The sequence below is a fragment of the Proteiniphilum sp. LBM24028 genome (genome assembly GCF_056629195.1).
Genome location: NZ_CM152817.1, coordinates 120,471 through 142,355 on the forward strand (window position 1 = coordinate 120,471; position 21,885 = coordinate 142,355).

Below are 21,885 nucleotides of genomic sequence, written 5' to 3' on the forward strand. Positions count from 1 at the left end.
TTTTGAGTATACATAAAATGAAAAAAATGAATAGAATAATTAAACTTGTACTGGCTCTGTTCCTGTTGACCACTGCATGTGCAGATCTGGACATTCCTCCCAAAAATATTATCAGCGATGAAGACCTGCTGACCAATGAATCGGGTATGGAGATCTACATGGCCCGTATGTACAGCAATATGCCATTTGAAGATTTCAAATATATGGCCGAATGGGGTGTGGAATTCAACTCCTGGCTCGGGGCAATGGGAATTGAAGGCACGGGTGAGGCGGTGAACCGCGACGGTATCTCACGGGCATTTACCTCCGAAAGGACTCCCTACTGGGGCAAGGCATTCACCCTTCTCAGGGATGCCAATTATCTGATAGAGAATTTGCCGCTTTACGAAGCTTCTTTTCCTGAGAAGATGTATAATCATTACCTGGGGGAAGCTTATTTTGTACGGGCTTTTGTTTTTGATGCCATGGCACGCCGCTTTGGCGGTATACCGCTGGTGACAAAAGTGATTCAATACCCGGCATCACAGGAGGCACTGGAAGTACCCCGTGCATCTGAGGAGGAGACCTGGGATCAGGTGCTGGCCGATTTTAACCGGGCTGCCGAACTGTTGTCGGAAGAAAGTCCCAAAAGTGGATATGCCAACAAGTATGTAGCACTGGCATTCAAGTCGGAAGCCATGTTGTACGCCGGTAGCGTAGCCAAATACAACGAGACCGTATCTGGCCGTCTCACCGGATTTGGAGAGAAGACCGGCGTAAGGGTCATAGGTTTTGCAGAGGATAGATGGCAGGCTGCATCTGAGAGATACTTCCGGGAAGCATACCTTGCAGCACAAGAGATCATTAAGGAGGGAGGCTATTCACTTTATAAAAAGAAATGGGCTGCTAATAATCCCGAAGCACAATACCAAAATATGGTGGATATGTTCAGTGATCCGGAAAGCCCCGAGAATATCTACGTGAAAAAATATGCATACCCGACCCTCACGCACGGCTATGATGCCTACAGCGCACCGTTCATCTTCAAGGCTCCCCTGGCATCGGGTACCTGTGTCACGCTAGACTTCCTGGAACTTTATGAAGGTTTTGACAGATATCCTGACGGCACAGTAAAAGTGACCACCGGAAATACGAATACAGCGGGCAAGTACCTGATGTACGACTCACCCCTCGACTTTTTCAAAAATGCCGAACCGCGACTGCGCGCTTATGTGATTTTTCCGGGTGATCGGTTCAAGGGAAAGAATATCGAGATACGGGCAGGGGTATATACAGGGAGTGAACCCATCGACCCCCTGTTCAACAATTATACCTATCAGACAGCAGAAACGAGATATCAACATCTGGATGCCTATAAACAACAGCCCAAGACACTTTATCTCAGTCCAAGGGAGGGGAGCGGTCAGGACACCCTGATTTACAAAGGTGCCAAGATGACTGCGGCCGGTGCCAACGGACCTTTTTATGATAATGGAGAAGGATGCCTGACAGGCCTTTACGGAAGAAAATGGCTGAAGGATGATCCTTCCTTTGAGGCAGGAGAGGGAAAGTCTGATCAACATTTTGTGCTGATGCGCTATGCCGAGGTATTGCTGAATGCTGCCGAGGCGGCCGTGGAACTTGCCCTGGCAGGACAACCTTCACCCGATGGGTCTGATCTTTTGACTGTTGCAACGGATAATGTCAATCTCATCAGGGAGAGAGCCGGCGCTTCATTGCTTTCTACTGCAATCACTGCCAATGAAGAAGGACGTAATATAGTGCGCAAGGAGAGACGCAAGGAACTGGCGCTGGAGCATAAAACGAAGTGGGATATCCGTCGCTGGCGCGTGCAGCATTACGAAAACCGGGACGGCTTCTGGGGCGAAGAGAGAAACAAGGACACCTTCAGCAACAACAACCGTTACAGGTTCCGCGGACTTTACCCATTCTTCTCTACCGGGAGCGGGAAATATTTCTTCGATGCCCGTTTTCAATGGGTGAGCCTGAAGACCTTTGAATACAATGTAGTAGATTATTACTTTTCCATTCCGGGCGGCGAGGTGACCAAGAGCCCTGTCATCGACCAGCAGCCTAACAGATAATAACATAACATATATAATCGTATGAACAAGATAGTATTTTTATTGGCTTCTTTGCTCTTGCTTGTTTCCTGCAGCATGTTTGAGCTGGATAACTATGAGGCTCCTTCAGAGACACTGGAGGGGGTAGTCGTGGATGCGGCAACCGGAAAACCTGTACTCACGGACCAGGGAAGCGAAGGAATCAGGGTGCGCCTTACGGAGCTCAGCTGGGGAGATAATGTGACTCACAACCCCGATTTTTTCTGTATGCCGGACGGTACCTTCCGCAACACCAAGCTTTTTAAAGGGGAATATAACGTGAGAATTGACGGCCCCTTTATTCCCCTGTTGAGAGAGGATGACCGTGGAGTACCCATTGCCGACGAAACGCAGAATATGCAAATCGAGGGTGTGACGAAAGTCAGATTTGAAGTACAACCCTTTTTGAATGTGGAATGGGTGGAAGAACCCCGTGTGATCAACGGGAAGATTCGAGCCAAGGTGAAAGTGACCCGCGGAGTGTCAGAGGAAGAATTCCGACAGAAAATAGAACCCATGGGTGGGTACAGTAGTACCTTTCTGAACGTAACCGACATCCAGCTTTTTGTGAGCTACTCCTCCACCGTGGGCTACCGCGCCCGGGATGAGAGATGGTCCAAATCAATTGAATATTCCGGCACATCGTTCAAGGATTTGCTGGGTGAAACCATCACCCTCGAGTCGAACGGAACCATTCCTTCCGGGCGGATTGTCTTTATTCGCGCTGCAGCAAGAATAAATTACGATACACCACGGGGTAGCGGTACCCGACGTTGGAATTATAATGAGCCGCTGGAAGTGATGATTCCGTAAAAATTGATTATTTTTATGGTTCAAAGTCTTTCTTTTAGGGAGAGACTTTGAACCATATTTCTTGTAACTAAAAACAGGTCATATGAGAAGATTATGGATCGCTCTTTTCATGCTTTCGGGCATGCAACTTCACGCCCAGAACGTGAAAGAGGTACACACTACTTTCCAAACATCCCGCGAGTGGAGGCCAACCATCGATGTGAGAGCCAATGCGGTCATGGTCTACGGGGTGGGTGGTAACCCTTCCGACAAATCGGAAAAAATCCCTTTTGAAGAACGGGTACGCTCATGGAGAGACAAGGGATACGTTGCTCATTACATGACGGGTATTGCCTGGGGCGAGTATCAGGATTATTTCACGGGTGAATGGGATGGAAAGATGCATCTCGATGAAGGACAGGTGGAACTGAACGGCGATACCATATGGCATGGACACATGGTGCCTTATATTGTGCCCACGGATAATTTTCTTACCTATCTGAAGGAGCGACATATCAAGCGAGCTATCGACGCCGGCATTGATGCCATCTTTATGGAAGAACCCGAGTTTTGGGCCAGGGCGGGCTATAGTGAGGCTTTTAAACGGGAATGGGAAAAGTTTTACGGTTTCCCCTGGCGTGCACAGCATCTGTCTCCGGAAAACACCTACCTTTCCAACAAACTGAAATATCATCTCTATTACAAGGCGCTCGATGAGGTCTTCTCCTATGCCCGGGAGTATGGGAAAAGCAGAGGGATGGATGTGAAGTGTTATGTTCCCACGCATTCGCTGGTTAATTACGCCCAATGGAAAATCGTCAGCCCCGAAGCAAGCCTGGCTTCATTGTCTTCGGTCGACGGGTATATTGCCCAGGTATGGACCGGTACCTCCCGTGAACCGAACTATTTCAACGGAAAAATGAAAGAACGGGTGTTTGAGACTGCCTTCCTGGAGTATGGCTCCATGGAATCAATGACGGCACCCACCGGAAGAGAAATCTTCTTCCTGACCGATCCTATCGAAGACTGGCCGCGCGACTGGGTGGATTACAAAAAAAACTATGAGGCTACATTTACCGCCCAGCTGCTCTATCCCCGTATCAACAAGTATGAGATCATGCCCTGGCCGGAACGTATTTACGAGGGTTTGTACCGTACCAGCCGCAATAGTGACAAGAAAGAGCGCATACCCCGACACTATTCCACGCAAATGCAGGTGATGGTGAACACGCTGGGGCAGATGCCTGAAACCAAGGAGCGGGTGGAAGGATCTCAGGGTATTGGCGTGATGATGTCCAATTCTCTGATGTTCCAGCGTTTTCCCGAACATGAGGGTTATGAGGATCCGCAGCTGGCCAGCTTCTACGGACAGACGCTTCCCTTACTCAAAAGAGGGGTTCCCGTGGGAACTGTGCATATGGAAAATCTTTCCTATCGTGAAACCCTTCAGGATATACACCTGCTTATCCTCTCTTACTCCGGAATGAAGCCGATGGAACCCGGGGCTCACACATACCTTGCACACTGGGTAAACAACGGAGGTATACTTCTCTACTGCGGTAGGGATAGCGATCCTTTTCAGCAAGTACCGGAATGGTGGAACAGTGGCACGAACAATTTTGCCACGGCTGCCGATCATCTGTTTACACAACTTGGACTGGACCCTTCCCTTGACGAAGGTGAATACAAGGTGGGTAAGGGAAAAGTGTATATTCTGCGAAACGATCCCAAAGAGTTCATACTCAGTGAAAATGGAGACCAAAAGTTTGTCGCTCTGTTGCAAAGACTTTATCGGGAGCCGGCAGGAGAAGAGCTTCAATTCAAGAACTACTTCAGCCTGAAAAGAGGCCCTTACAGGATTATTTCCGTACTCGACGAGTCGGTGGCTTCCACTCCTTATGTGGCAAAAGGCACTTTTGTTGATCTCTTCAATCCCGAGGTACCCGTGTTAAACGAAAAAATTGTCCACCCCGGTGAACAGGCATTTCTTTTCGATATAACCTCGCTGAAAGAGAGGCAAAAACCGCGTGTGCTTGCCACGGCGGCAGGCGTGAGTGATGAGAGGAGTACCACATATAGCTATGCCTTCACCGTGAAGAGTCCGATAAATACTACCAATGTAATGCGTATTCTCCTGCCGGAGAAACCAGTCCTCAGTGAGGTGAGAAACGGGAACGGTGAAATTGATCACGAGATGTCGTGGGATCAGGAAAGCAAAACCGTTTTCCTCCGGTTTGAGAATGATCCCGCCGGCATATCGGTTTTGTTAAAATGGGAATGAGCAGGAAGAGATAAACAGATAAACTGAACAACAATGAAGAAAATTGATTTGACGGGATTCCTTTACTTTTTGGGGATCATCATTACCCTGAATGCCCGCCCCTCCGCACCGGTGGACTATGTCAATACACTGGTGGGTACAGATTCAAAATTTGAACTCTCCACGGGGAACACTTATCCGGCCATCGCACTGCCCTGGGGAATGAACTTCTGGTCACCCCAAACCGGTAAGATGGGTGACGGATGGATGTACACCTACCACGCCGACAAGATCAGGGGATTCAAACAGACCCACCAGCCCAGCCCGTGGATGAACGACTACGGCCAGTTCTCACTTATGCCTGTCACGGGGAAGCCTCTCTTCGACGAAGAGGAGAGAGCCAGCTGGTTCTCTCACAAGGCTGAAGTGGCAAAACCTCATTATTACAGAGTATATCTGGCCGATCATGACGTGACAACCGAGATTACCCCTACAGAACGGGCTGCCATGTTCCGGTTCACCTTCCCGGAAAGCGACAGCTCTTTCATCATCGTTGATGCTTTTGATAAAGGTTCCCATGTGCGAATCATTCCTGAAAAACAGATGATTACCGGATACACTACCCGTAACAGGGGCGGTGTGCCCGATAACTTCAGGAACTATTTTGTGATCCGTTTCGATAAGCCCTTCACCCGGTATGGTGCTGTAAAAGAGGGTACCATTACGGAAAAAGAGACAACTTATACCGGGAATCATGCCGGGGCGGTAATAGGTTTTCAAACAACCAATAATGAACAGGTGCATGCATATGTGGCCTCCTCCTTCATCAGTGAGGCGCAGGCGTTGCTGAACCTGCGCGAACTGGGAGACGACTCTTTCGATGGAATCATGAAGAGGGGCGAAGCACGCTGGAATGATGTGCTTGGCAGGATCAGGGTGGAGGATGACAACATCGACAACATACGTACCTTTTATTCGAACCTCTATCGCACGGTGCTCTTCCCCCGGAACCTCTCGGAGATCGATGCAGATGGAAATATCTATCACTACAGTCCATACAACGGGAAGGTGCTTCCCGGCTACATGTTCACCGACACCGGCTTCTGGGACACGTTCAGGAGCTTATTTCCCTTTCTTAATTTTGTTTATCCCTCCGAGAACCTGAAGATGCAGGAGGGATTGGTCAATGCGTATAAAGAGAGCGGCTTTCTTCCCGAATGGGCCAGCCCCGGCCACCGGAATATCATGGTGGGAAACAATTCTGCCTCGGTTGTCGCCGACGCCTATATAAAAGGGCTGCGGGGGTATGACACCGAAACACTCTGGGAAGCACTCAAGCATGGTGCGAACAGCGTACACCCCACAGTACCTGCATCGGGACGTACCGGCTATGTTGAGTATAACAAGTATGGTTATATCCCCAATAACGTGGGAATCAGCCAGAATGTGGCCCGTACACTGGAATACGCCTATAACGACTGGAGCATCTACAGCTTCGGAAAAGCCCTGGGCAAGCCGGAGTCCGAGATTGCCATCTTTGGTGAACGGGCGATGAACTACAAAAACCTCTTTAATCCGGAACATAAGCTGATGGCGGGTCGTGCCGACGACGGCTCCTTCTCGGCAGAATTCGATCCGGCTGCCTGGAGTCGCGATTTCACCGAAGGCAACAGCTGGCACTACTCCTGGTCCGTTTTTCATGACCCCCAGGGATTGATCGACCTGATGGGGGGTAGAAAGATTTTCACTGAAATGCTTGATTCCGTATTTCTCATTCCCGGGTCGGAGGGGCTGAAGAGCCGCTCCATGATTCACGAAATGAGGGAAATGCAGGTGATGGACATGGGACAGTATGCGCATGGAAACCAGCCCATTCAACATATGGTTTACCTCTATAACTATGCGGGTGAGCCCTGGAAGGCACAATACTGGTCACGTGAGATCATGGACAGACTCTATTCGGCTACGCCCGATGGTTACTGCGGTGATGAAGACAACGGCCAGACATCGGCCTGGTATGTTTTTTCCGCATTAGGGTTCTATCCTGTATGTCCGGGTAGTAATGAATATATACTCGGATCTCCTCTCTTTCGTTCTGTGGAGATCGATTTGGAGAACGGGAAGTTGCTGAAAATAAAGGCCAGAGACAATGGACCGGAAAATCGCTATATCCGGGAAATGAAGCGAGGCGGTAAAAAATATACCCGAAACTACCTGCACCATGACGATCTGATGAAGGGCGGCGAGGTTATGTTTATGATGAGTCCCCAACCCAATAAAGAGAGGGGAACGGGAGAGAAGGATCTTCCTTATTCCTTCTCATACGATTAAATCATTTTTTACATGATGGTGTATGAAAAGAAACCAATTAATTAACAGGGGTGAGGTGGAAAATAAATGCCACACCCATAAAAATATATATATGAAACCATTTGTATCTATTTGTATTGTCCTTATAGCCATGGGCTTGTTGTGTCAGAATTGCCAGTCTCCAGGCCCCGGCTTTGAAGAGGAGGCAGGATCTTCCTTCCGGGCACCCGCTTATCCGCTCATCACCGTGGATCCCTATTTCAGCGCGTGGTCCACAACTGATCAACTCTTTGACGCTCCCGTAAAACACTGGACCGGAAGAAATCAATCGCTTACAGGGGTATTGCGCGTGAACGGCGAAACTTACCGGTTTCTCGGAAAAGAGGATATTCCCCTGCAACCGGTGATTCCTACAGCCAAGTTCGACGCGTGGGAGGGAAAATATGTGCATACCGCTCCTGCAGAAGGTTGGGAACAGCCCGGTTTCGATGATTCCTCCTGGAAAAACGGCAAAGGAGCCTTCGGCACTCCTGGCAGCGGGGAGACCTCCACACCTTGGGAGACCGACGAGATATGGATACGGCGCACTTTTTCCATGCCCGAGACGGCTGAAGGTGAAAAACTATTTCTGGGCTATTCGCACGACGATGATTTTCTGCTTTATTTGAATGGTATTCCTGTCATCGATACCGGCAACAGGGCAAAAAGCGATCAGATAGTGGAAATAGACAAGGATTTACTAAATGCCGAAGGTGAAAATGTTATCGCAGCCTGGTGTCTCGACAGGGGAGGACTGGCCTACGTGGATTTTGGAATATTCAAAGAGAGCGACCGGCAGGATTTCTTCGCGCAGACAGCAGTACAGAATGAAGTGAAAATTACTGCCACACAAACAAAATACCACTTTACCTGCGGCCCCGTGGACCTGATGGTTGAATTTGTTTCACCACTTATGATGGACGACCTGAACCTGCTTTCCCGTCCGGTCAATTATATCAACTATGAGGTAGTATCCAATAATGGGAAGCAGCATGAAGTGGAAATTTATTTTGAGGCAACACCCGAATGGGCTGTGCACGAACTGAATCAGGAGGTGGAGCTGATTACCGGCAGAAGCGGAGAGGTGACTTTTGCGCGCACCGGTACCACTGCGCAACCAGTTCTGCAACGCAAGGGTGACAATGTCAGGATCGACTGGGGATATTTTTATCTGGCTGCGGCCGAGGAAGAAAACAGGACGGTGGCTATTGGAGATTATTTCGCCCTGAAAGAGGCATTCAGGTCGGATGGTAAACTACCGCATGATGCTGAACGTTTCACAGCCCTGATGACAGAATCGATGCCGGTACTGGCTACAGTCGACAAGCTTGGACAAATAGCTGCCAGGCCGGTCAGGGGATTTGTCATGCTCGGCTATGATGATATTGAATCCATCCAGTATTTCGGAGAGAATCTGAAGGCATGGTGGACAAACGGGGGTGAAACAACGTTTGAAGAGGTGCTTGCCGATGCTGTAGCCACTCATGAGTCGGTTATGGAACGATGTGACCGGTGGGACAACAAGGTATACAACGACCTTCTTCAGGCTGGAGGTGAGAATTATGCCCGTATCTCCCAGCTGGCCTATCGGCAGTCGGTCGCCGCCCATAAACTGGTGAAAGGTGCAGAGGGAGAAACGCTGTTCTTCTCGAAAGAAAACTTCAGTAACGGCTCCATAGGCACGGTCGACATAACCTTTCCCTCCTCGCCGCTTTATCTAAAATACAATCCGGAGCTGCTCAAGGGAATGATGAATCCCATCTTCTATTACTCTGAAAGCGGCAAGTGGACCAGGCCATTTGCAGCTCACGATGTGGGTACATATCCCCTGGCCAACGGGCAAACCTATGGCGGAGATATGCCAATTGAGGAGAGCGGCAACATGCTGATTCTTGTTACTGCCATTGCGCACATAGAAAAGAATGCTGATTACGCTGCAAAACACTGGCAGGTGTTGACCACCTGGGCCGACTATCTGCTCGAGAAAGGACTTGATCCCGAGAACCAGCTCTGTACCGATGACTTTGCAGGGCACTTCGCACACAATGCGAATCTATCAGTAAAGGCGATCATGGGCATTGCCGGATATGGCCGTCTGGCAGGGATGCTTGGTAAAACCGACGTGGCTGAGAAATATACCGCTGCTGCCAGGGAGATGGCACAGGAGTGGACGAAGATGGCCGACGATGGGAACCATTATCGCCTTACGTTTGATAAGCCCGACACCTGGAGCCAAAAATATAACCTGGTATGGGATGAACTGCTGGAGCTGGATATCTTCCCCGACGAGATTGTTGAAAAAGAAATTGCATATTACCTCACCAAACAAAACCGGTACGGCCTTCCTCTTGACAACAGAATGACATATACGAAAGCCGACTGGATTGTGTGGACGGCTACGATGGCCGACGATGACGATACATTTCGCCGGTTTATTGATCCGCTATACGCGTACGTGACAGAGACAACGGACAGGGTACCGCTATCCGACTGGTATGAAACCACCAACGCCAATCAGATAGGCTTCCAGGCCCGATCGGTAGTGGGAGGTTTTTTTATCAAGACATTGAAGAAATAGATCCCAGGTTAGTTCTTCCCTCACGGAATCGAATCCGGGTTTACTCCAGCTCTTTAGTCTTGGGTAGACCCGGTTTCTTTTTCTATTTTGCAGGTTTTGCCCCTCGCATGTATTATGATAAAATGATAAGAGATTCTTCACAAAGAGTAACCTTCTCCAGTCGGTCGTCGTGCACGATATAGGTGTTTTCGATACCTGCGGCACCAATGCCCGGTAATACGAACTTGGGCTCGATTGCAATGGCCATGCCGGCCTCCAGAACCTCGTTTGAGCGGGGGGTGAGCACGGGAGGCTCATTGATCTCCAGCCCCACGCCATGACCCACAAATTTGGCCTGTTGTGCGGTACCCATGAAATATGCCTCCAGTTTATTCTCTTTGACGATCTTTTCGGCGATGTGCCAGAGCACTGCACAGGGAACGCCTGCCTTTGCGGTCGCCTCAATGGTGTGTAAAATGTCAAGCGATACCTGATGTGCCCGATAAGCAATATCAGGGGCATGCTCAATCACAAAAGTACGGGTCATATCGTCCATGCAGGGACGGTAGTTTCCCGCCATATCCACCATCAGGGTGGTTCCGGGTGCGAGTAGTGTACCACTGGCCCCCAGGGGAAGCAATGGGGTGATGCCTGCACCACCCAGGGCATAATCGTAGGGTGAGGCAACCTGCGCATTGTCACCCGCGAGCATGCTTCCCATAAAGATGTCCATGTTCTCACCGAAAGAGCGGAAGATACCCATTGATCCGTGCAGGCGCATCTGCCGTTCAATTTCTATCTGCAGCGCCAGGTCGGTCATCCCTTTGTGGTAGAGGGAGGGGATCAATTCATACACTTTTGCATGAATGGCTGCGCTTTCGCGAATCTGATCCAGTTCGTATGCTGACTTGACCGATCTTATTTCCCTGATCGCGGCAGAGATATTCTTGATCTCCGGCATCTCCAGCGCTGCCTGTAAGCGGAGCGCTGCGCTGAGCGTGATCGTGTCACTTTCCAATAAAACCTGTCCGGGAACCCTGAAGCCCGCTTCACGAAGCAGGCCGGGTATCTGTTCAGGCTTACGGATCATAAAAATATTATTTCCACACAACCCGGCGGGACGCCTTACAAACAGCAGCGGGTCGCTCTGGGCATATACCAGGATATAACCATCAAAAATGAATCCGGTAAGCCAGTATTTGTTTACCTGTGAGGTGATAAGGCAGCTCTCGGCCTGCATAGTAGACAACAGTTGTTGCAGCTTTTGCAACCGTTTGTCTGTTTCTGTTTTTGGAAGTTTGCTCATGAAGAGGGTTTAATCAGTTCAAATATACAATATTCTTTCCATCTTGTATTGCTCCAGGATGAAGACAGTTCAAAAAAAAACTTAATCAGTCCAATAAAACGTTACCAATCGTCAATGTGAGTAGCTGTATAAAAAAAAACCTATCTTTATGCCGTCGCAATATGTAGACCGGTGAACGGAAGGATACTCATAGTAGAAGATGACCGATCTTTTGGAACCATGTTGGTGAAATGGTTTGAGAGAAACGGATACATGGCAACGTTGTGCTCAGGTATGACTACGGCACGCGAAACGCTGTCCAAGTCGGAGTATGAACTGATCTTGTCTGATCTGCGCCTGCCCGATGGTGATGGCATCATGTTGCTTAGCTGGTTAAAAGAGAAAGGAACAGATATTCCCGTGATCATCATGACCGGCTATGGGGACGTGCAGACGGCTGTCTCTGCCATTAAACTGGGAGCCTTCGACTATCTCGAAAAACCGATTAATCCCTCTCTGCTTAATCAAAAAATAAAAGATGTTTTCGAGACAGCCAGAACGGATAAATCTTCAAAGACCAGGAAAACGAATTCACAAATCCCGCCTGACAGTTCCAGGAGTATTGTATTTGGCCGCAGCCCTCTTTCTGTACAGATGTATGCCCATATCAACCTGGTAGCACCCACGCAAATGGCTGTGATGGTCATAGGGGAAAGCGGTACGGGAAAAGAAAGTGTAGCCAGGATGATTCATGAAAGGAGTAACCGCGCCTCGGGGCCTTTCATTGCCGTAGATTGCGGAAGCCTCTCCCTGGAACTGGCGCCAAGCGAGCTGTTTGGGCACAAGAAAGGATCATTTACCTCTGCAATTGAAAACAAAACCGGCTTTTTTGCCGAAGCCTGTGGCGGAACGCTTTTTCTCGATGAAGTGGGAAACCTGCCCTACGGTGTTCAGATGCAGATGCTTCGTTCGTTGCAGGAGAAAAAAATAAGGCCTGTGGGTACCTCCTCAGATATCGATGTGGATGTACGCATTATCACCGCTACCAATGAGGACCTGGAAAAAGCCATTGCCGAAGGGCGCTTCAGGGAAGATCTTTATCACCGCCTCAATGAATTTATAATACAGGTGCCTCCACTGAGGGCCTGTGTATCTGACGTGCAACGCTATGCCAACCATTTTCGGGAGGAAGCAAATAAAGAACTCGACAGGCACGTCGTTTCCATTTCTGCCGAAGCATGTATGAAACTTGAAAATTACAGCTGGCCCGGAAACTTGCGTGAACTCCGTAATGTAATCCGCCGTTCAGTGCTTTTTTCAGTTGGTGATACAATCACCGGGGAGAGCTTGCCCGTTTTAACCGAAAAAAAAACAGGCAATGACATAAAAGGAGACATATCCCTTTTACGTGAACCGGATCAGGAAAAAGAAAAGATCATTGAAGCCCTGGAACGTGTAAAAGGTAACAAGACAAAAGCCGCCATGTTGCTGCAGATCGACCGGAAGACACTTTACAACAAGATTCACCTTTATGGCATAGGGCTATAAGAAATCTCTCCGGATGGTCTCACGAAATGACTCGAGCTTGCCAATTGTCTCCAGAAGCTCTTCCTTCCATTCCGGCCACTCCTTTTCACCATCTCCCGGAAACTTGTCCATCTTGCGTAATGCGTCACAAAGATGACCGGCGTTAAGCTGGCCGTAAAAGGGGTGAATACGGTGACATAACTGCCGGGCTTCCTTAAACCGGTCACGCCTTATCAATTCCTTTAATTCATCCAGATCTTTGTGTGAGGTTTGTACAAAACCTGAAAGTATATCTTTTATGGCCTCTGTGTCCTCGTTAAACATGGCTGCCAGCTGCGGAAACCGGCCGGAAAGCGTGGCTCCGTCCCGTGTGTGCACCTTTTTCCCTGTGAGTATCACAAGGAGTTGATTTATGGATACCGGCTTGGTTATAAGTCCGTTAAATCCATATTGCAATGCCAGCTCAGATGTGTATTCATCATATGCGGTCATCAGCCATACGGGTATATGATCATTTTTTTCCCGGATTAGCTGCAGGATGTCAAGCCCCGTTATTTCTCCCATCTGCATGTCGGTGAACACGATATCGAAAGATGAAATGAGCCGGATAAAACCTTTTACGTCACTTGCGTTACTGCAGAGCTTTACCTTAAAACCATTCCCGGTGAGATATTCCCTGAGCATGTTTCCCAGTGAGGTGTCGTCTTCAAACAGCAGAATCTTTTCAGGCGGTGTGCCACTTACGACCCCTTCCGAAGACTGATCCATTTCAGTGTTATATTTTATCTGAGTAACAGGTAGACGGATGGTGACGGTAGTGCCTTTTCCTTTTTCGGAGATGAGAGAAATCTCTCCCTTCAGGGAATCGACAAGTCCCCTTGTAACATACAACCCGAATCCGTTACCTTCTGTCTTTAAACGGTTCTTTAATCGGGAAAAAGGTTTGAAAATCTGTTCGATGTCCTCTTTGTCAATGCCTATTCCGCTGTCGGAGACAGTAAAAATAAGATATGTATCCTGCTCCAGTCTGATTGATATTGTTCCCTTCGGAGTATATTTTACCGCGTTTGATATCACATTGATGAGTATCTGTTTGAGCATTGTATAATCCGTCACTGTGTAAAAGGGGGTATCCAGATGATTTTCAAAGTTTACGACAAGTCCTTTTTCATTGGTGAAAGGACGAAACATGCCTATAACATCTTCCATCAGTTCAATTAAATTAAAACGACTGAAATGCAGGGCGCTCTTGTTGCTTTCCATGCGCGAAAACTCAAGCAGATTGGCAAGCATGCTCAAAATATGCAATCCTGAATTTCTGGCAGACTGTAGTTGTCTTTTTATATTGACGGGTAACTCTTCCGAAGCCCACATCTCCATGTAACCCATCATGGAACTGAGCGGTGTTTTTATATCATGAGATACAGAAAGCAATAATTTGTGACGACTGCTTATCAGTTCTTCAGTGATTTGTTTTTCCCGTGCAAGATCAACCCGTGCCCTTTGTCCTTTATTCAGGTCGTCAATAATCAGGAAGACAATAATCAGGATCAAAATAATGGAAATGGCCCCCACCAAGAGTGCAAAAGTAATGGTTCTCCGGCTTAACATCTCGCTATTGTCAGTACCCATGCGTGTTGTCTCAATAGCTGCATTGTAAAACTGCGTGATCAGTTTAGATATTTTTAAAGAGATGCTTTGTTCCGCGACAACAAGCTCACGGACCTCTCTTTCTATGCCTGCCATTTGGGAAATATATGTCTTTGATGCTTCTTGTGTGACCTGTTTCAGGTCTGCATACAACGTGGTATCTACGCGCGATACGGAAAGGGCTCTCTGTTCTGTTCGAGCAATGGTTACAGTGGAGTCAGGTGTCTTTTGCGGATCGAAAAGATCCCTAAGGCGTCCCCAGAAATCTTTTTTTGGAACAGGCACCATGGTGGTGTCTTTGTTCATGGTGACTACTATGGAGTCCTGAATAATTTCATCGTAGTGTTCAATCTTCTTGTCTATCTCCACCATCGGATTACGAGACCTCAATTGAATGGTAAGCCTGCGTACAATCCCGTTTTTTTCCTGCAGCAGGGAATCAATGTCTTCCAGAAGCATGTCTTCCCTCCCTTCAAGTGATATGCTTTTAATGTAACTGATCTGCCTGAAAATGTCACGGGTAATGGAATCATACTGCCGCTGATATCTCCCCGAAGGAGATACCAGATATCTGTTCAGCACGTCCTGTGCTTCCTGAACCGATATAATCAGATCATTGCTGTATGAAAGCACTTTATAAGCATTGTCCATCTCCTGCTTCTGCATATCTATTTTCTTCTTTAATGTAAAAGAATAAACAAACAGGCCTATGAAATAGAGGAGTATTACCAGGAGGATTAGCCCGATCTTGATTCTGATTTTATATTCCGGTGAGTGTGCCATTCGCATGAGGTTCCTTTTTTATATCCAAATATAAAGGATATATTTTACATACAACCATATATGCTGTTTCGGATAATTTATTTGAAATGTGGAAATACCCCAGAAGGGTGTGGAATGATTCTACACCCTTCCACACGATTTCCACATACTCTTTTTCACTTCTCCTTGTCGGCGGTTTTTAATTAAATATTTGAAATACAAGTGAATGATGTTTGTTCTGGTTCCATGTAACTTCCTTTGGCATGAAATCTGTTACATTGATTGCAGACAATGACTCGTTGAATTGTCAAGAATGGAATTAAAAAATCAATGGCAAATCATTTAAAGTTTATCATTATGAAAAAAGTTATTTTATCAATTGCTCTGATGGGAGCTGTGATTACAACAGCAAGTGTGCAACAGGTCAATGCAGCCAATGAAGTATCTGCAGTTAATATAGTAATGGACGACGATAATGGATACGTGGAAGTGCAGTTGGACTCGCTGAGTCCGGCAGTACAGGCATCTGTTAATGCACTAAGCGCCGAATATGATGTCAAATCATTGAAGTTTAATGCGAGCAAACAGCTTACGAAGGTAATGCTGATTAAGAAAGATGACCAATCCACAAAGAAAGTTTATCTCGATGCGGAAGGCAACGAAGTACCGGCATCGCAACATAAAGCCGAGGCCGCTGAAAAAAACAGACAGGAAGAAACTCCTTCAGTAGAAGTCTTTGAGGCAACGCAACAAAAAGAAGACGGATTCGCAAACGTCAAGTTCGAAGACCTGAATGAAAAAGTACAGCAGGCTGTCCGTAAGCTCATCGATAAATATGACATTAACGCGTTGCAGTATCATGCAGAGAAGAAAATAACGAAGGTTACTGCAACAGATAAGGAAGATCAGTCGGTAAAGACCGTTTATTTCGATGATGAAGGAAAGGAAATAACTCCGGAAGCAGCTCCGCAAAATACTACAGAGGCTCCCATGTTATTATAGGAACAAACTACTCTTTCGCACCTCTATATATTTCCTAGTTAACACTACACCAATTAATAACTAAGGAGTTTTCATCGCCCTCTCTACATGTGATATGTAGGAGGGCGTTTTTTATTGTACGAAGTGCAGGGTCAGGGATTCCAAATTTTCCATGCAGCGCGGGCCTGTATCTCCAGCATCTCCTTTCCGTTTTTTATCAGGGCACCCCTTTCCTTTCCTTTTTTAAGGAACAGGGTTTCTTCGGGGTTATATACCAGGTCGTATAGCAGATGGCCGGGTGTAAGAAATTGATAGGGTATGTCGGGACAAGTGTCGCTGTGCGGGAAGGTCCCTACAGGCGAGGCATTCACGATAAGGTGATAAGACGATAATATTTCCTGTGATAACATTTCATAGGTGAGTCTTTTTTCCCCGGGAGTGGTGCGTGACACATAAAGCCAGTCGATATTCATATCGTCCAAAGCCTGCACCACAGCCTTCGATGCTCCTCCAGTACCCAAAACGAGGGCCTTTCTGTGGATGGCCGGGTTTAGCATCGGAGCGAGGGAATCACGAAAACCAACATAATCGGTATTATGGCCGGTCATCCTGTAAAAATACATGTCGCCCGGTTTCCTTTCCACCCGGATAACATTGACGGCACCAATTTTTTCTGCTTCCGGAGATATTTCCTGCAGAAAGGGAATAATCTTTTCCTTGTAGGGTATGGTCACATTGATGCCCCTCAGATGCTGATGAAAGAGAATTACCCGGCGTATTTCATGCACATCTTCAATTTCAAAATTAAGGTATTCTGCATCAATCTTTTCCCGCTCGAATTTTTCCGTGAAGAATTTCGCAGAAAAGGAGTGTTTCAAAGGGAATCCGATCAGTCCATAGGTATCCATCTTATTCACATCGTTAAATCATCGTATCAATCGACGGGTTTCTCGGCAATATACAAGGTGGCAATCCCCAGGGAATACCTTCTCAGTCTGATATTCGTAAATCCGTTTTTTTTCAGAATCAGCATCATATCCCTTCCCTGCGGAAAGACGGCAATTGATTCGGGAAGATAACGGTAGGCGCGTTGTTCGGTATTAAACAGACCAGAAAGAAAAGGCATCACATACCTCGTATATGCGGTAAAGAGTTCCTTCACCGGTGATTTTACAGGAGATGTCAACTCAATGAAAAGGAAGACACCACCCGGCTTCAGCACGCGAAGCACCTCCTGAAAACTTATATCGATATTCTCAAAATTACGTACGCCGAAGGCTGCCGTGGCTGCGTCAAAGCTGTTATCGGGGAACGACATGGACGAACAGTCCTGATTGTCGAAAGAAATGATGTCTCCGAGTCCTCTCGCTTTTACTTTTCTTTTACCAACCTCCATCATGCCATCTGAAATGTCAATGGCTGTAATTTTTTCCGGATGTAGGATGTGCCGGGCCAGAATAGCAAAATCGCCCGTTCCGGTAGCAATATCGAGGATATTTCGGGGATGGTACTTCTTCAGTTCCCTGAGGGCGTCCCTGCGCCAGTAACCATCGATTCCCAGCGAGAGGGTGCCGTTCAGCCTGTCGTAATTGGGCGCAATCTCATCAAACATCCGGGTAACCTGTTCCTTTTTAGGCTGATGGTTGTTATACGGATTTACCCTTTCAACTTTGTAGCTCATTTATTCAAATAATCGGTTACATGCTTCTCTATGCGCATTTCCAGATCGGCGGCGTCTGCTTTTATAAACTTTTCCCCTGTAATCTTTTCATATAGTTCGATGTATCTGTCGGAGACGCTGTTACAATATGCATCAGTCATCTCCGGCACCTGTTGCCCTTCCCGTCCCTGGAATCCGTTTTCCATCAACCATTTGCGGACAAATTCTTTCGATAGCTGTTTTTGTTCCTCCCCCTTTTCAAAGCGTACTGAATATTCATCGCTGTAAAAATACCGGGATGAATCGGGGGTGTGAATTTCATCGATAAGGTAGATTTTACCATCTTTTTTTCCGAACTCATACTTGGTATCCACCAGGATGAGACCCTTCTCTGCGGCCATCTCGGTACCACGCTTGAACAGCGCATAGGTATATTGTTCCAGCTGTTCATATTCTTCCCTGCTTACCAGGCCCTGGGCAATGATCTCCTCTTTCGAGATGTTTTCATCGTGTCCCTTCTCGGCCTTGGTGGTGGGAGTGATCAGCGGCGTTTCAAACTTCTGGTTTTCACGCAGACCTTCCGGAAGAGGTAGACCGCATAATGTGCGTGCTCCCTGCCTGTATTCGCGCCAGGCACTGCCGGTAATATAACCGCGAATGACCATTTCCACTTTGTAGGGCTCACAGCGTACGCCTACGGTGACCATCGGGTCGGGCGACGCCTCTTTCCAGTTGGGTACAATGTCGGCTGTGGCATCCAGGAATTTAGCGGCGATCTGGTTGAGTACCTGTCCCTTGTAGGGGATTCCCTTCGGCAGTATGACATCGAATGCCGAAATCCTGTCCGTGGCGATCATGACCAGCTGGTTGTCGCCTATGCTATATACATCGCGTACTTTTCCATGATAGACCCCGGTCTGTCCCGGAAAGTGATAATCTGTTCTTGTCAATGCATCCATATGATTTGATAATTTGATAATTAGATAACCCGGATCCGTACTTCTGCCAATCTACATATCTACCGATCCGCTGATTTGTTTCTCTCCTTCATACGCCTCCACAATCCGTTGCACGAGTTTATGGCGTACAATGTCTTTCTTATTGAATTCTACTGTGGCAATACCTTTTATATGATGCAGCACCTTCATGGCATGAACCAGTCCCGAAGGTTGAGAATTGGGTAAATCAATCTGCGTAATGTCTCCTGTAATAATCATTTTCCCGTTTATACCCAGCCTTGTGAGAAACATCTTAATCTGGGGCTTGGTGGTGTTCTGTGCTTCATCGAGAATGATTACAGCGTCGTTGAGTGTTCGCCCGCGCATGAAGGCCAGCGGTGCAATCTGAATGATTTTGTTCTCAATGTATTCCTTCAGCTTCAACGGGGGGATCATATCTTCCAAAGCATCATAGAGGGGTTGCAAATAGGGATCGATCTTTTCCTTCATGTCGCCCGGCAGGAATCCCAACTTTTCACCGGCTTCCACGGCAGGACGGCTGAGTATGATCTTTCGTACCTGTTTCGTCTTCAAGGCGCGCACGGCAAGGGCAATGGCTGTATAGGTTTTTCCAGATCCGGCAGGCCCGATGGCAAAGACCATGTCATTTCCATCGAATGCTTCCGTCAGTTTTTTTTGGTTTGCCGTGCGTGCAAGGATGGGCTTCCCGTTTAATCCGTGAATGATCAGGTTATCCACATTGATCACAGCGGGTGTCTTTCCCTTCACAATATCGAGGATATCCCCTTCCTTGAGCACATTCATCTCGATACTGAATTTTTCCAGTTCGTGTATTTTTTCTTCGAATGCGGCCAGCTCCTCCTCTTCACCAATCACCTTTATTACATTACCCCTTGCCACGATGCGCAGTTTGGGGTATAATGTTTTCAGCAACTGGATGTTGCTGTTGTTGATTCCGAAGAAAACCACCGGATCCACACTCTCCAATATGATTACCTGTTCAATCATCTTCTCTGGTTAGAAATTCAGCGTATATTGATGAGGAAGTCCTTCCTGTCCTTCAACGTAATTGATGAAGGCGTTGTTCACCAGTCTGTTCCCGCCAGGGGTGGGGTAATCGCCTGAAAAGTACCAGTCACCCTTGTTGTTGGGACATGCCTTGTGTAGGTCTTCGATACTTTGAAAGACAATCTTTACCTCTGCCTTGATATCAGCCGAGGTGAGCATTTGTGCAATCTTGTCCGAAATCTCTTCATAGGTAAAGGGAGCATAGATCTCTTTTACGTAATTGACAATCTCCTCCTTCTTCTTCCGGCTTTGTGCAACCGACTTTTCATATGTCTCGTCAATGATGTGCTGCATACCCCGCTCCTTCAGGAGGGCAATGGCGGCACGGAATGCTATGAACTCACTCATGCGCGACATGTCGATGCCATAACAGTCGGGATAACGTATTTGTGGCGAGGAGGAGACGATGACAATCTTTTTCGGATCGAGACGGTCGAGTATCTTGATGATGCTCTGCCTGAGTGTCGTGCCGCGCACAATACTATCGTCGATGATGACCAGGTTGTCTTTCCCTCTTCGCAGGGACCCGTATGTTACATCATAGACGTGTGCGGCAAGGTCGTTGCGGGTATTGCCCTGTGCAATAAATGTGCGCAGTTTGATATCTTTGATGGCCACCTTCTCCGAGCGAACGCGTTTGGAGAGGATTTCATCGATCTCTTCCTTGCTCAGTGTCTTACCCTTCTCAAGTATCGTGGATGCCTTTTTGTGGTTGAAATAATCTTCAAGTCCCTGCTGCATTCCGAAGTAGGCGACCTCAGCGGTGTTGGGAATAAAAGAAAACACCGTATTCTCGAGGTCGTCACCGATGGACTCAATGATTTTGGGCACCAGTAATTCCCCCAGTCTCTTTCGTTCCCGATATATGTCGTAGTCGGATCCCCGCGAGAAGTAGATCCGCTCAAAAGAACAGGGTGTTATTTTTTCTTTTTTCTCCTGAATCTGATGAAGTGAGATTGTGCCGTTCTTCTTGACTACTACAGCTTCGCCCGGCTGTAGTTCGTGAATATCCTCCTTCTTCAGGTTGAAGGCTGTCTGGATAACGGGGCGCTCTGAAGCCACCACGGCCACTTCATCGTCGTAATAATAAAAAGCGCTGCGGATACCCCATGGGTCGCGCAGTGCAAAAGCATCCCCGCAGCCCACAAGGCCGCAAAGTGCATAGCCGCCGTCCCATATTTTGGATGCTCTCCCCAGCAGAAAAGGAATGTCGAGCTTCTCTTCAATGAGGTGACTCACCTCTTGACCGTTCATGTGATTTTTTTCCAGATGATCGTACTGGTACTGTACCTCCCTGTCGAGATAATGTCCGATAGACTCCAGCATCACAAAGGTGTCGGCATAGTCACGCGGATGCTGGCCCTCTTCAATGAGCTGCTGAAACATCTCATCCACATTGGTCATGTTGAAGTTACCTGCCAGGGCAAGACTCCGTGAAGCCCAATTGTTGCGGCGTAAAAGCGGATGTACATAGGTCAGTCCGCTCTTCCCGGTGGTGCTGTAACGCAGGTGACCGATAAAAAGCTCCGCAGCGTAAGGCACGGATTTTTTCACGAACTCAATGTCCTGCAATTGTTTCGGCGTGAATTCCTGAAACGACGTGTGTACCTTGGAGAATATTTCCGATATGGCTCCTGATCCCAGTGCCCTCTCCCTGAAAATAAATTCGTTGCCGGGAGACGCTTCCAGCTTTACAGCACCCAGTCCGGCACCCTCCTGGCCGCGGTTGTGTTGTTTTTCCATAAGCAGATAAAGCTTATCCAGCCCATACTGCCAGGTCCCGTATTTCTTGTAATAATAGTCGAGGGGTTTGAGAAGGCGGATCACAGCGATACCGCATTCATGCTTTATGATGTCCGTCATTGATGAACCTTTCTGTAATTAAGGCACAAATTTACATTTATTTGTGGAGATTCGTTTGTTTTTATACCGA

At 47.6% G+C, this 21,885-nt stretch carries 14 protein-coding genes; 7 read left to right on the forward strand and 7 right to left on the reverse strand.

What is annotated here, in order from left to right:
• Nucleotides 1–26: 26 nt before the first annotated feature.
• From AC1HCU_RS00530 to AC1HCU_RS00550, 5 genes are all read left to right on the forward strand, one after another.
• On the forward strand, nt 27–2,084 hold the full coding sequence (locus AC1HCU_RS00530; protein WP_480367758.1) for a RagB/SusD family nutrient uptake outer membrane protein: 2,058 nt from the start codon (nt 27–29) through the stop codon (nt 2,082–2,084).
• A gap of 21 nt (nt 2,085–2,105) precedes the next feature.
• Complete coding sequence (locus AC1HCU_RS00535) at nt 2,106–2,915, forward strand: DUF3823 domain-containing protein (protein ID WP_480367760.1); 810 nt, start codon at nt 2,106–2,108, stop codon at nt 2,913–2,915.
• An 82-nt stretch (nt 2,916–2,997) separates the two neighbouring features.
• Nucleotides 2,998–5,175 carry a hypothetical protein gene (locus AC1HCU_RS00540; protein ID WP_480367763.1) on the forward strand — a complete coding sequence of 726 codons (2,178 nt, stop codon included), beginning with the start codon at nt 2,998–3,000 and terminating at the stop codon, nt 5,173–5,175.
• A 33-nt stretch (nt 5,176–5,208) separates the two neighbouring features.
• Nucleotides 5,209–7,485, forward strand: a complete 2,277-nt coding sequence (locus AC1HCU_RS00545; protein ID WP_480367766.1) for a GH92 family glycosyl hydrolase — start codon at nt 5,209–5,211, stop codon at nt 7,483–7,485.
• A gap of 91 nt (nt 7,486–7,576) precedes the next feature.
• Complete coding sequence (locus AC1HCU_RS00550) at nt 7,577–10,081, forward strand: glutaminase family protein (protein WP_480367769.1); 2,505 nt, start codon at nt 7,577–7,579, stop codon at nt 10,079–10,081.
• 112 nt (nt 10,082–10,193) lie between these two features.
• On the opposite strand, the gene AC1HCU_RS00555 is transcribed toward AC1HCU_RS00550, so the two are convergent.
• Entirely contained in the window at nt 10,194–11,366 is a 1,173-nt protein-coding gene (locus tag AC1HCU_RS00555; protein WP_286850231.1) for a M24 family metallopeptidase, read from the reverse strand.
• A 171-nt stretch (nt 11,367–11,537) separates the two neighbouring features.
• On the opposite strand from AC1HCU_RS00555, the gene AC1HCU_RS00560 reads away from it, so the two are divergent.
• The gene (locus tag AC1HCU_RS00560) at nt 11,538–12,893 is read left to right on the forward strand and encodes a sigma-54-dependent transcriptional regulator (protein WP_286850228.1); all 1,356 of its coding nucleotides are present in this window, start codon (nt 11,538–11,540) and stop codon (nt 12,891–12,893) included.
• Here the strand turns inward: AC1HCU_RS00560 and AC1HCU_RS00565 are convergent.
• Nucleotides 12,888–15,311, reverse strand: a complete 2,424-nt coding sequence (locus AC1HCU_RS00565) for an ATP-binding protein (protein WP_480367774.1) — start codon at nt 15,309–15,311, stop codon at nt 12,888–12,890. The two genes, AC1HCU_RS00560 and AC1HCU_RS00565, sit on opposite strands and share 6 nt — an antisense overlap.
• Nucleotides 15,312–15,641: 330 nt before the next feature.
• Here AC1HCU_RS00565 and AC1HCU_RS00570 point away from each other — a divergent pair, with 330 nt between their 5' ends.
• The gene (locus tag AC1HCU_RS00570; RefSeq protein ID WP_480367777.1) at nt 15,642–16,286 is read left to right on the forward strand and encodes a hypothetical protein; all 645 of its coding nucleotides are present in this window, start codon (nt 15,642–15,644) and stop codon (nt 16,284–16,286) included.
• 131 nt (nt 16,287–16,417) lie between these two features.
• Here AC1HCU_RS00570 and AC1HCU_RS00575 read toward each other — a convergent pair whose 3' ends face one another.
• Genes AC1HCU_RS00575 through AC1HCU_RS00595 form a run of 5 tightly spaced genes read right to left on the reverse strand, consistent with a single transcriptional unit; the run spans nt 16,418 to nt 21,815 of the window.
• Nucleotides 16,418–17,173 carry a shikimate dehydrogenase family protein gene (locus tag AC1HCU_RS00575; RefSeq protein ID WP_480370962.1) on the reverse strand — a complete coding sequence of 252 codons (756 nt, stop codon included), beginning with the start codon at nt 17,171–17,173 and terminating at the stop codon, nt 16,418–16,420.
• Between the two features lie 26 nt (nt 17,174–17,199).
• The gene (gene ubiE / locus AC1HCU_RS00580; RefSeq protein WP_480367779.1) at nt 17,200–17,946 is read right to left on the reverse strand and encodes a bifunctional demethylmenaquinone methyltransferase/2-methoxy-6-polyprenyl-1,4-benzoquinol methylase UbiE; all 747 of its coding nucleotides are present in this window, start codon (nt 17,944–17,946) and stop codon (nt 17,200–17,202) included.
• Entirely contained in the window at nt 17,943–18,884 is a 942-nt protein-coding gene (locus AC1HCU_RS00585) for a phosphoribosylaminoimidazolesuccinocarboxamide synthase (protein WP_480367782.1), read from the reverse strand. Before AC1HCU_RS00585 ends, ubiE begins: the two co-directional genes overlap by 4 nt.
• 51 nt (nt 18,885–18,935) lie before the next feature.
• Nucleotides 18,936–19,892, reverse strand: coding sequence for a PhoH family protein (locus tag AC1HCU_RS00590; RefSeq protein ID WP_480367784.1), 957 nt, complete (start codon nt 19,890–19,892; stop codon nt 18,936–18,938).
• A 9-nt stretch (nt 19,893–19,901) separates the two neighbouring features.
• Complete coding sequence (locus AC1HCU_RS00595) at nt 19,902–21,815, reverse strand: amidophosphoribosyltransferase (protein WP_480367786.1); 1,914 nt, start codon at nt 21,813–21,815, stop codon at nt 19,902–19,904.
• Nucleotides 21,816–21,885 lie beyond the last annotated feature (70 nt).

Excerpts from the sequence above, each read along its gene's own strand:
- AC1HCU_RS00540 (WP_480367763.1), top strand. The coding sequence starts at position 2,998 with ATGAGAAGATTATGGATCGCTCTTTTCATGCTTTCGGGCATGCAACTT.
- AC1HCU_RS00570 (WP_480367777.1), top strand. The coding sequence starts at position 15,642 with ATGAAAAAAGTTATTTTATCAATTGCTCTGATGGGAGCTGTGATTACA.
- AC1HCU_RS00575 (WP_480370962.1), bottom strand. The coding sequence starts at position 17,173 with ATGGATACCTATGGACTGATCGGATTCCCTTTGAAACACTCCTTTTCT.
- AC1HCU_RS00545 (WP_480367766.1), top strand. The coding sequence starts at position 5,209 with ATGAAGAAAATTGATTTGACGGGATTCCTTTACTTTTTGGGGATCATC.
- AC1HCU_RS00530 (WP_480367758.1), top strand. The coding sequence starts at position 27 with ATGAATAGAATAATTAAACTTGTACTGGCTCTGTTCCTGTTGACCACT.
- AC1HCU_RS00535 (WP_480367760.1), top strand. The coding sequence starts at position 2,106 with ATGAACAAGATAGTATTTTTATTGGCTTCTTTGCTCTTGCTTGTTTCC.
- AC1HCU_RS00590 (WP_480367784.1), bottom strand. The coding sequence starts at position 19,892 with ATGATTGAACAGGTAATCATATTGGAGAGTGTGGATCCGGTGGTTTTC.
- AC1HCU_RS00585 (WP_480367782.1), bottom strand. The coding sequence starts at position 18,884 with ATGGATGCATTGACAAGAACAGATTATCACTTTCCGGGACAGACCGGG.
- AC1HCU_RS00565 (WP_480367774.1), bottom strand. The coding sequence starts at position 15,311 with ATGCGAATGGCACACTCACCGGAATATAAAATCAGAATCAAGATCGGG.
- AC1HCU_RS00550 (WP_480367769.1), top strand. The coding sequence starts at position 7,577 with ATGAAACCATTTGTATCTATTTGTATTGTCCTTATAGCCATGGGCTTG.
- AC1HCU_RS00595 (WP_480367786.1), bottom strand. The coding sequence starts at position 21,815 with ATGACGGACATCATAAAGCATGAATGCGGTATCGCTGTGATCCGCCTT.
- ubiE (WP_480367779.1), bottom strand. The coding sequence starts at position 17,946 with ATGAGCTACAAAGTTGAAAGGGTAAATCCGTATAACAACCATCAGCCT.
- AC1HCU_RS00555 (WP_286850231.1), bottom strand. The coding sequence starts at position 11,366 with ATGAGCAAACTTCCAAAAACAGAAACAGACAAACGGTTGCAAAAGCTG.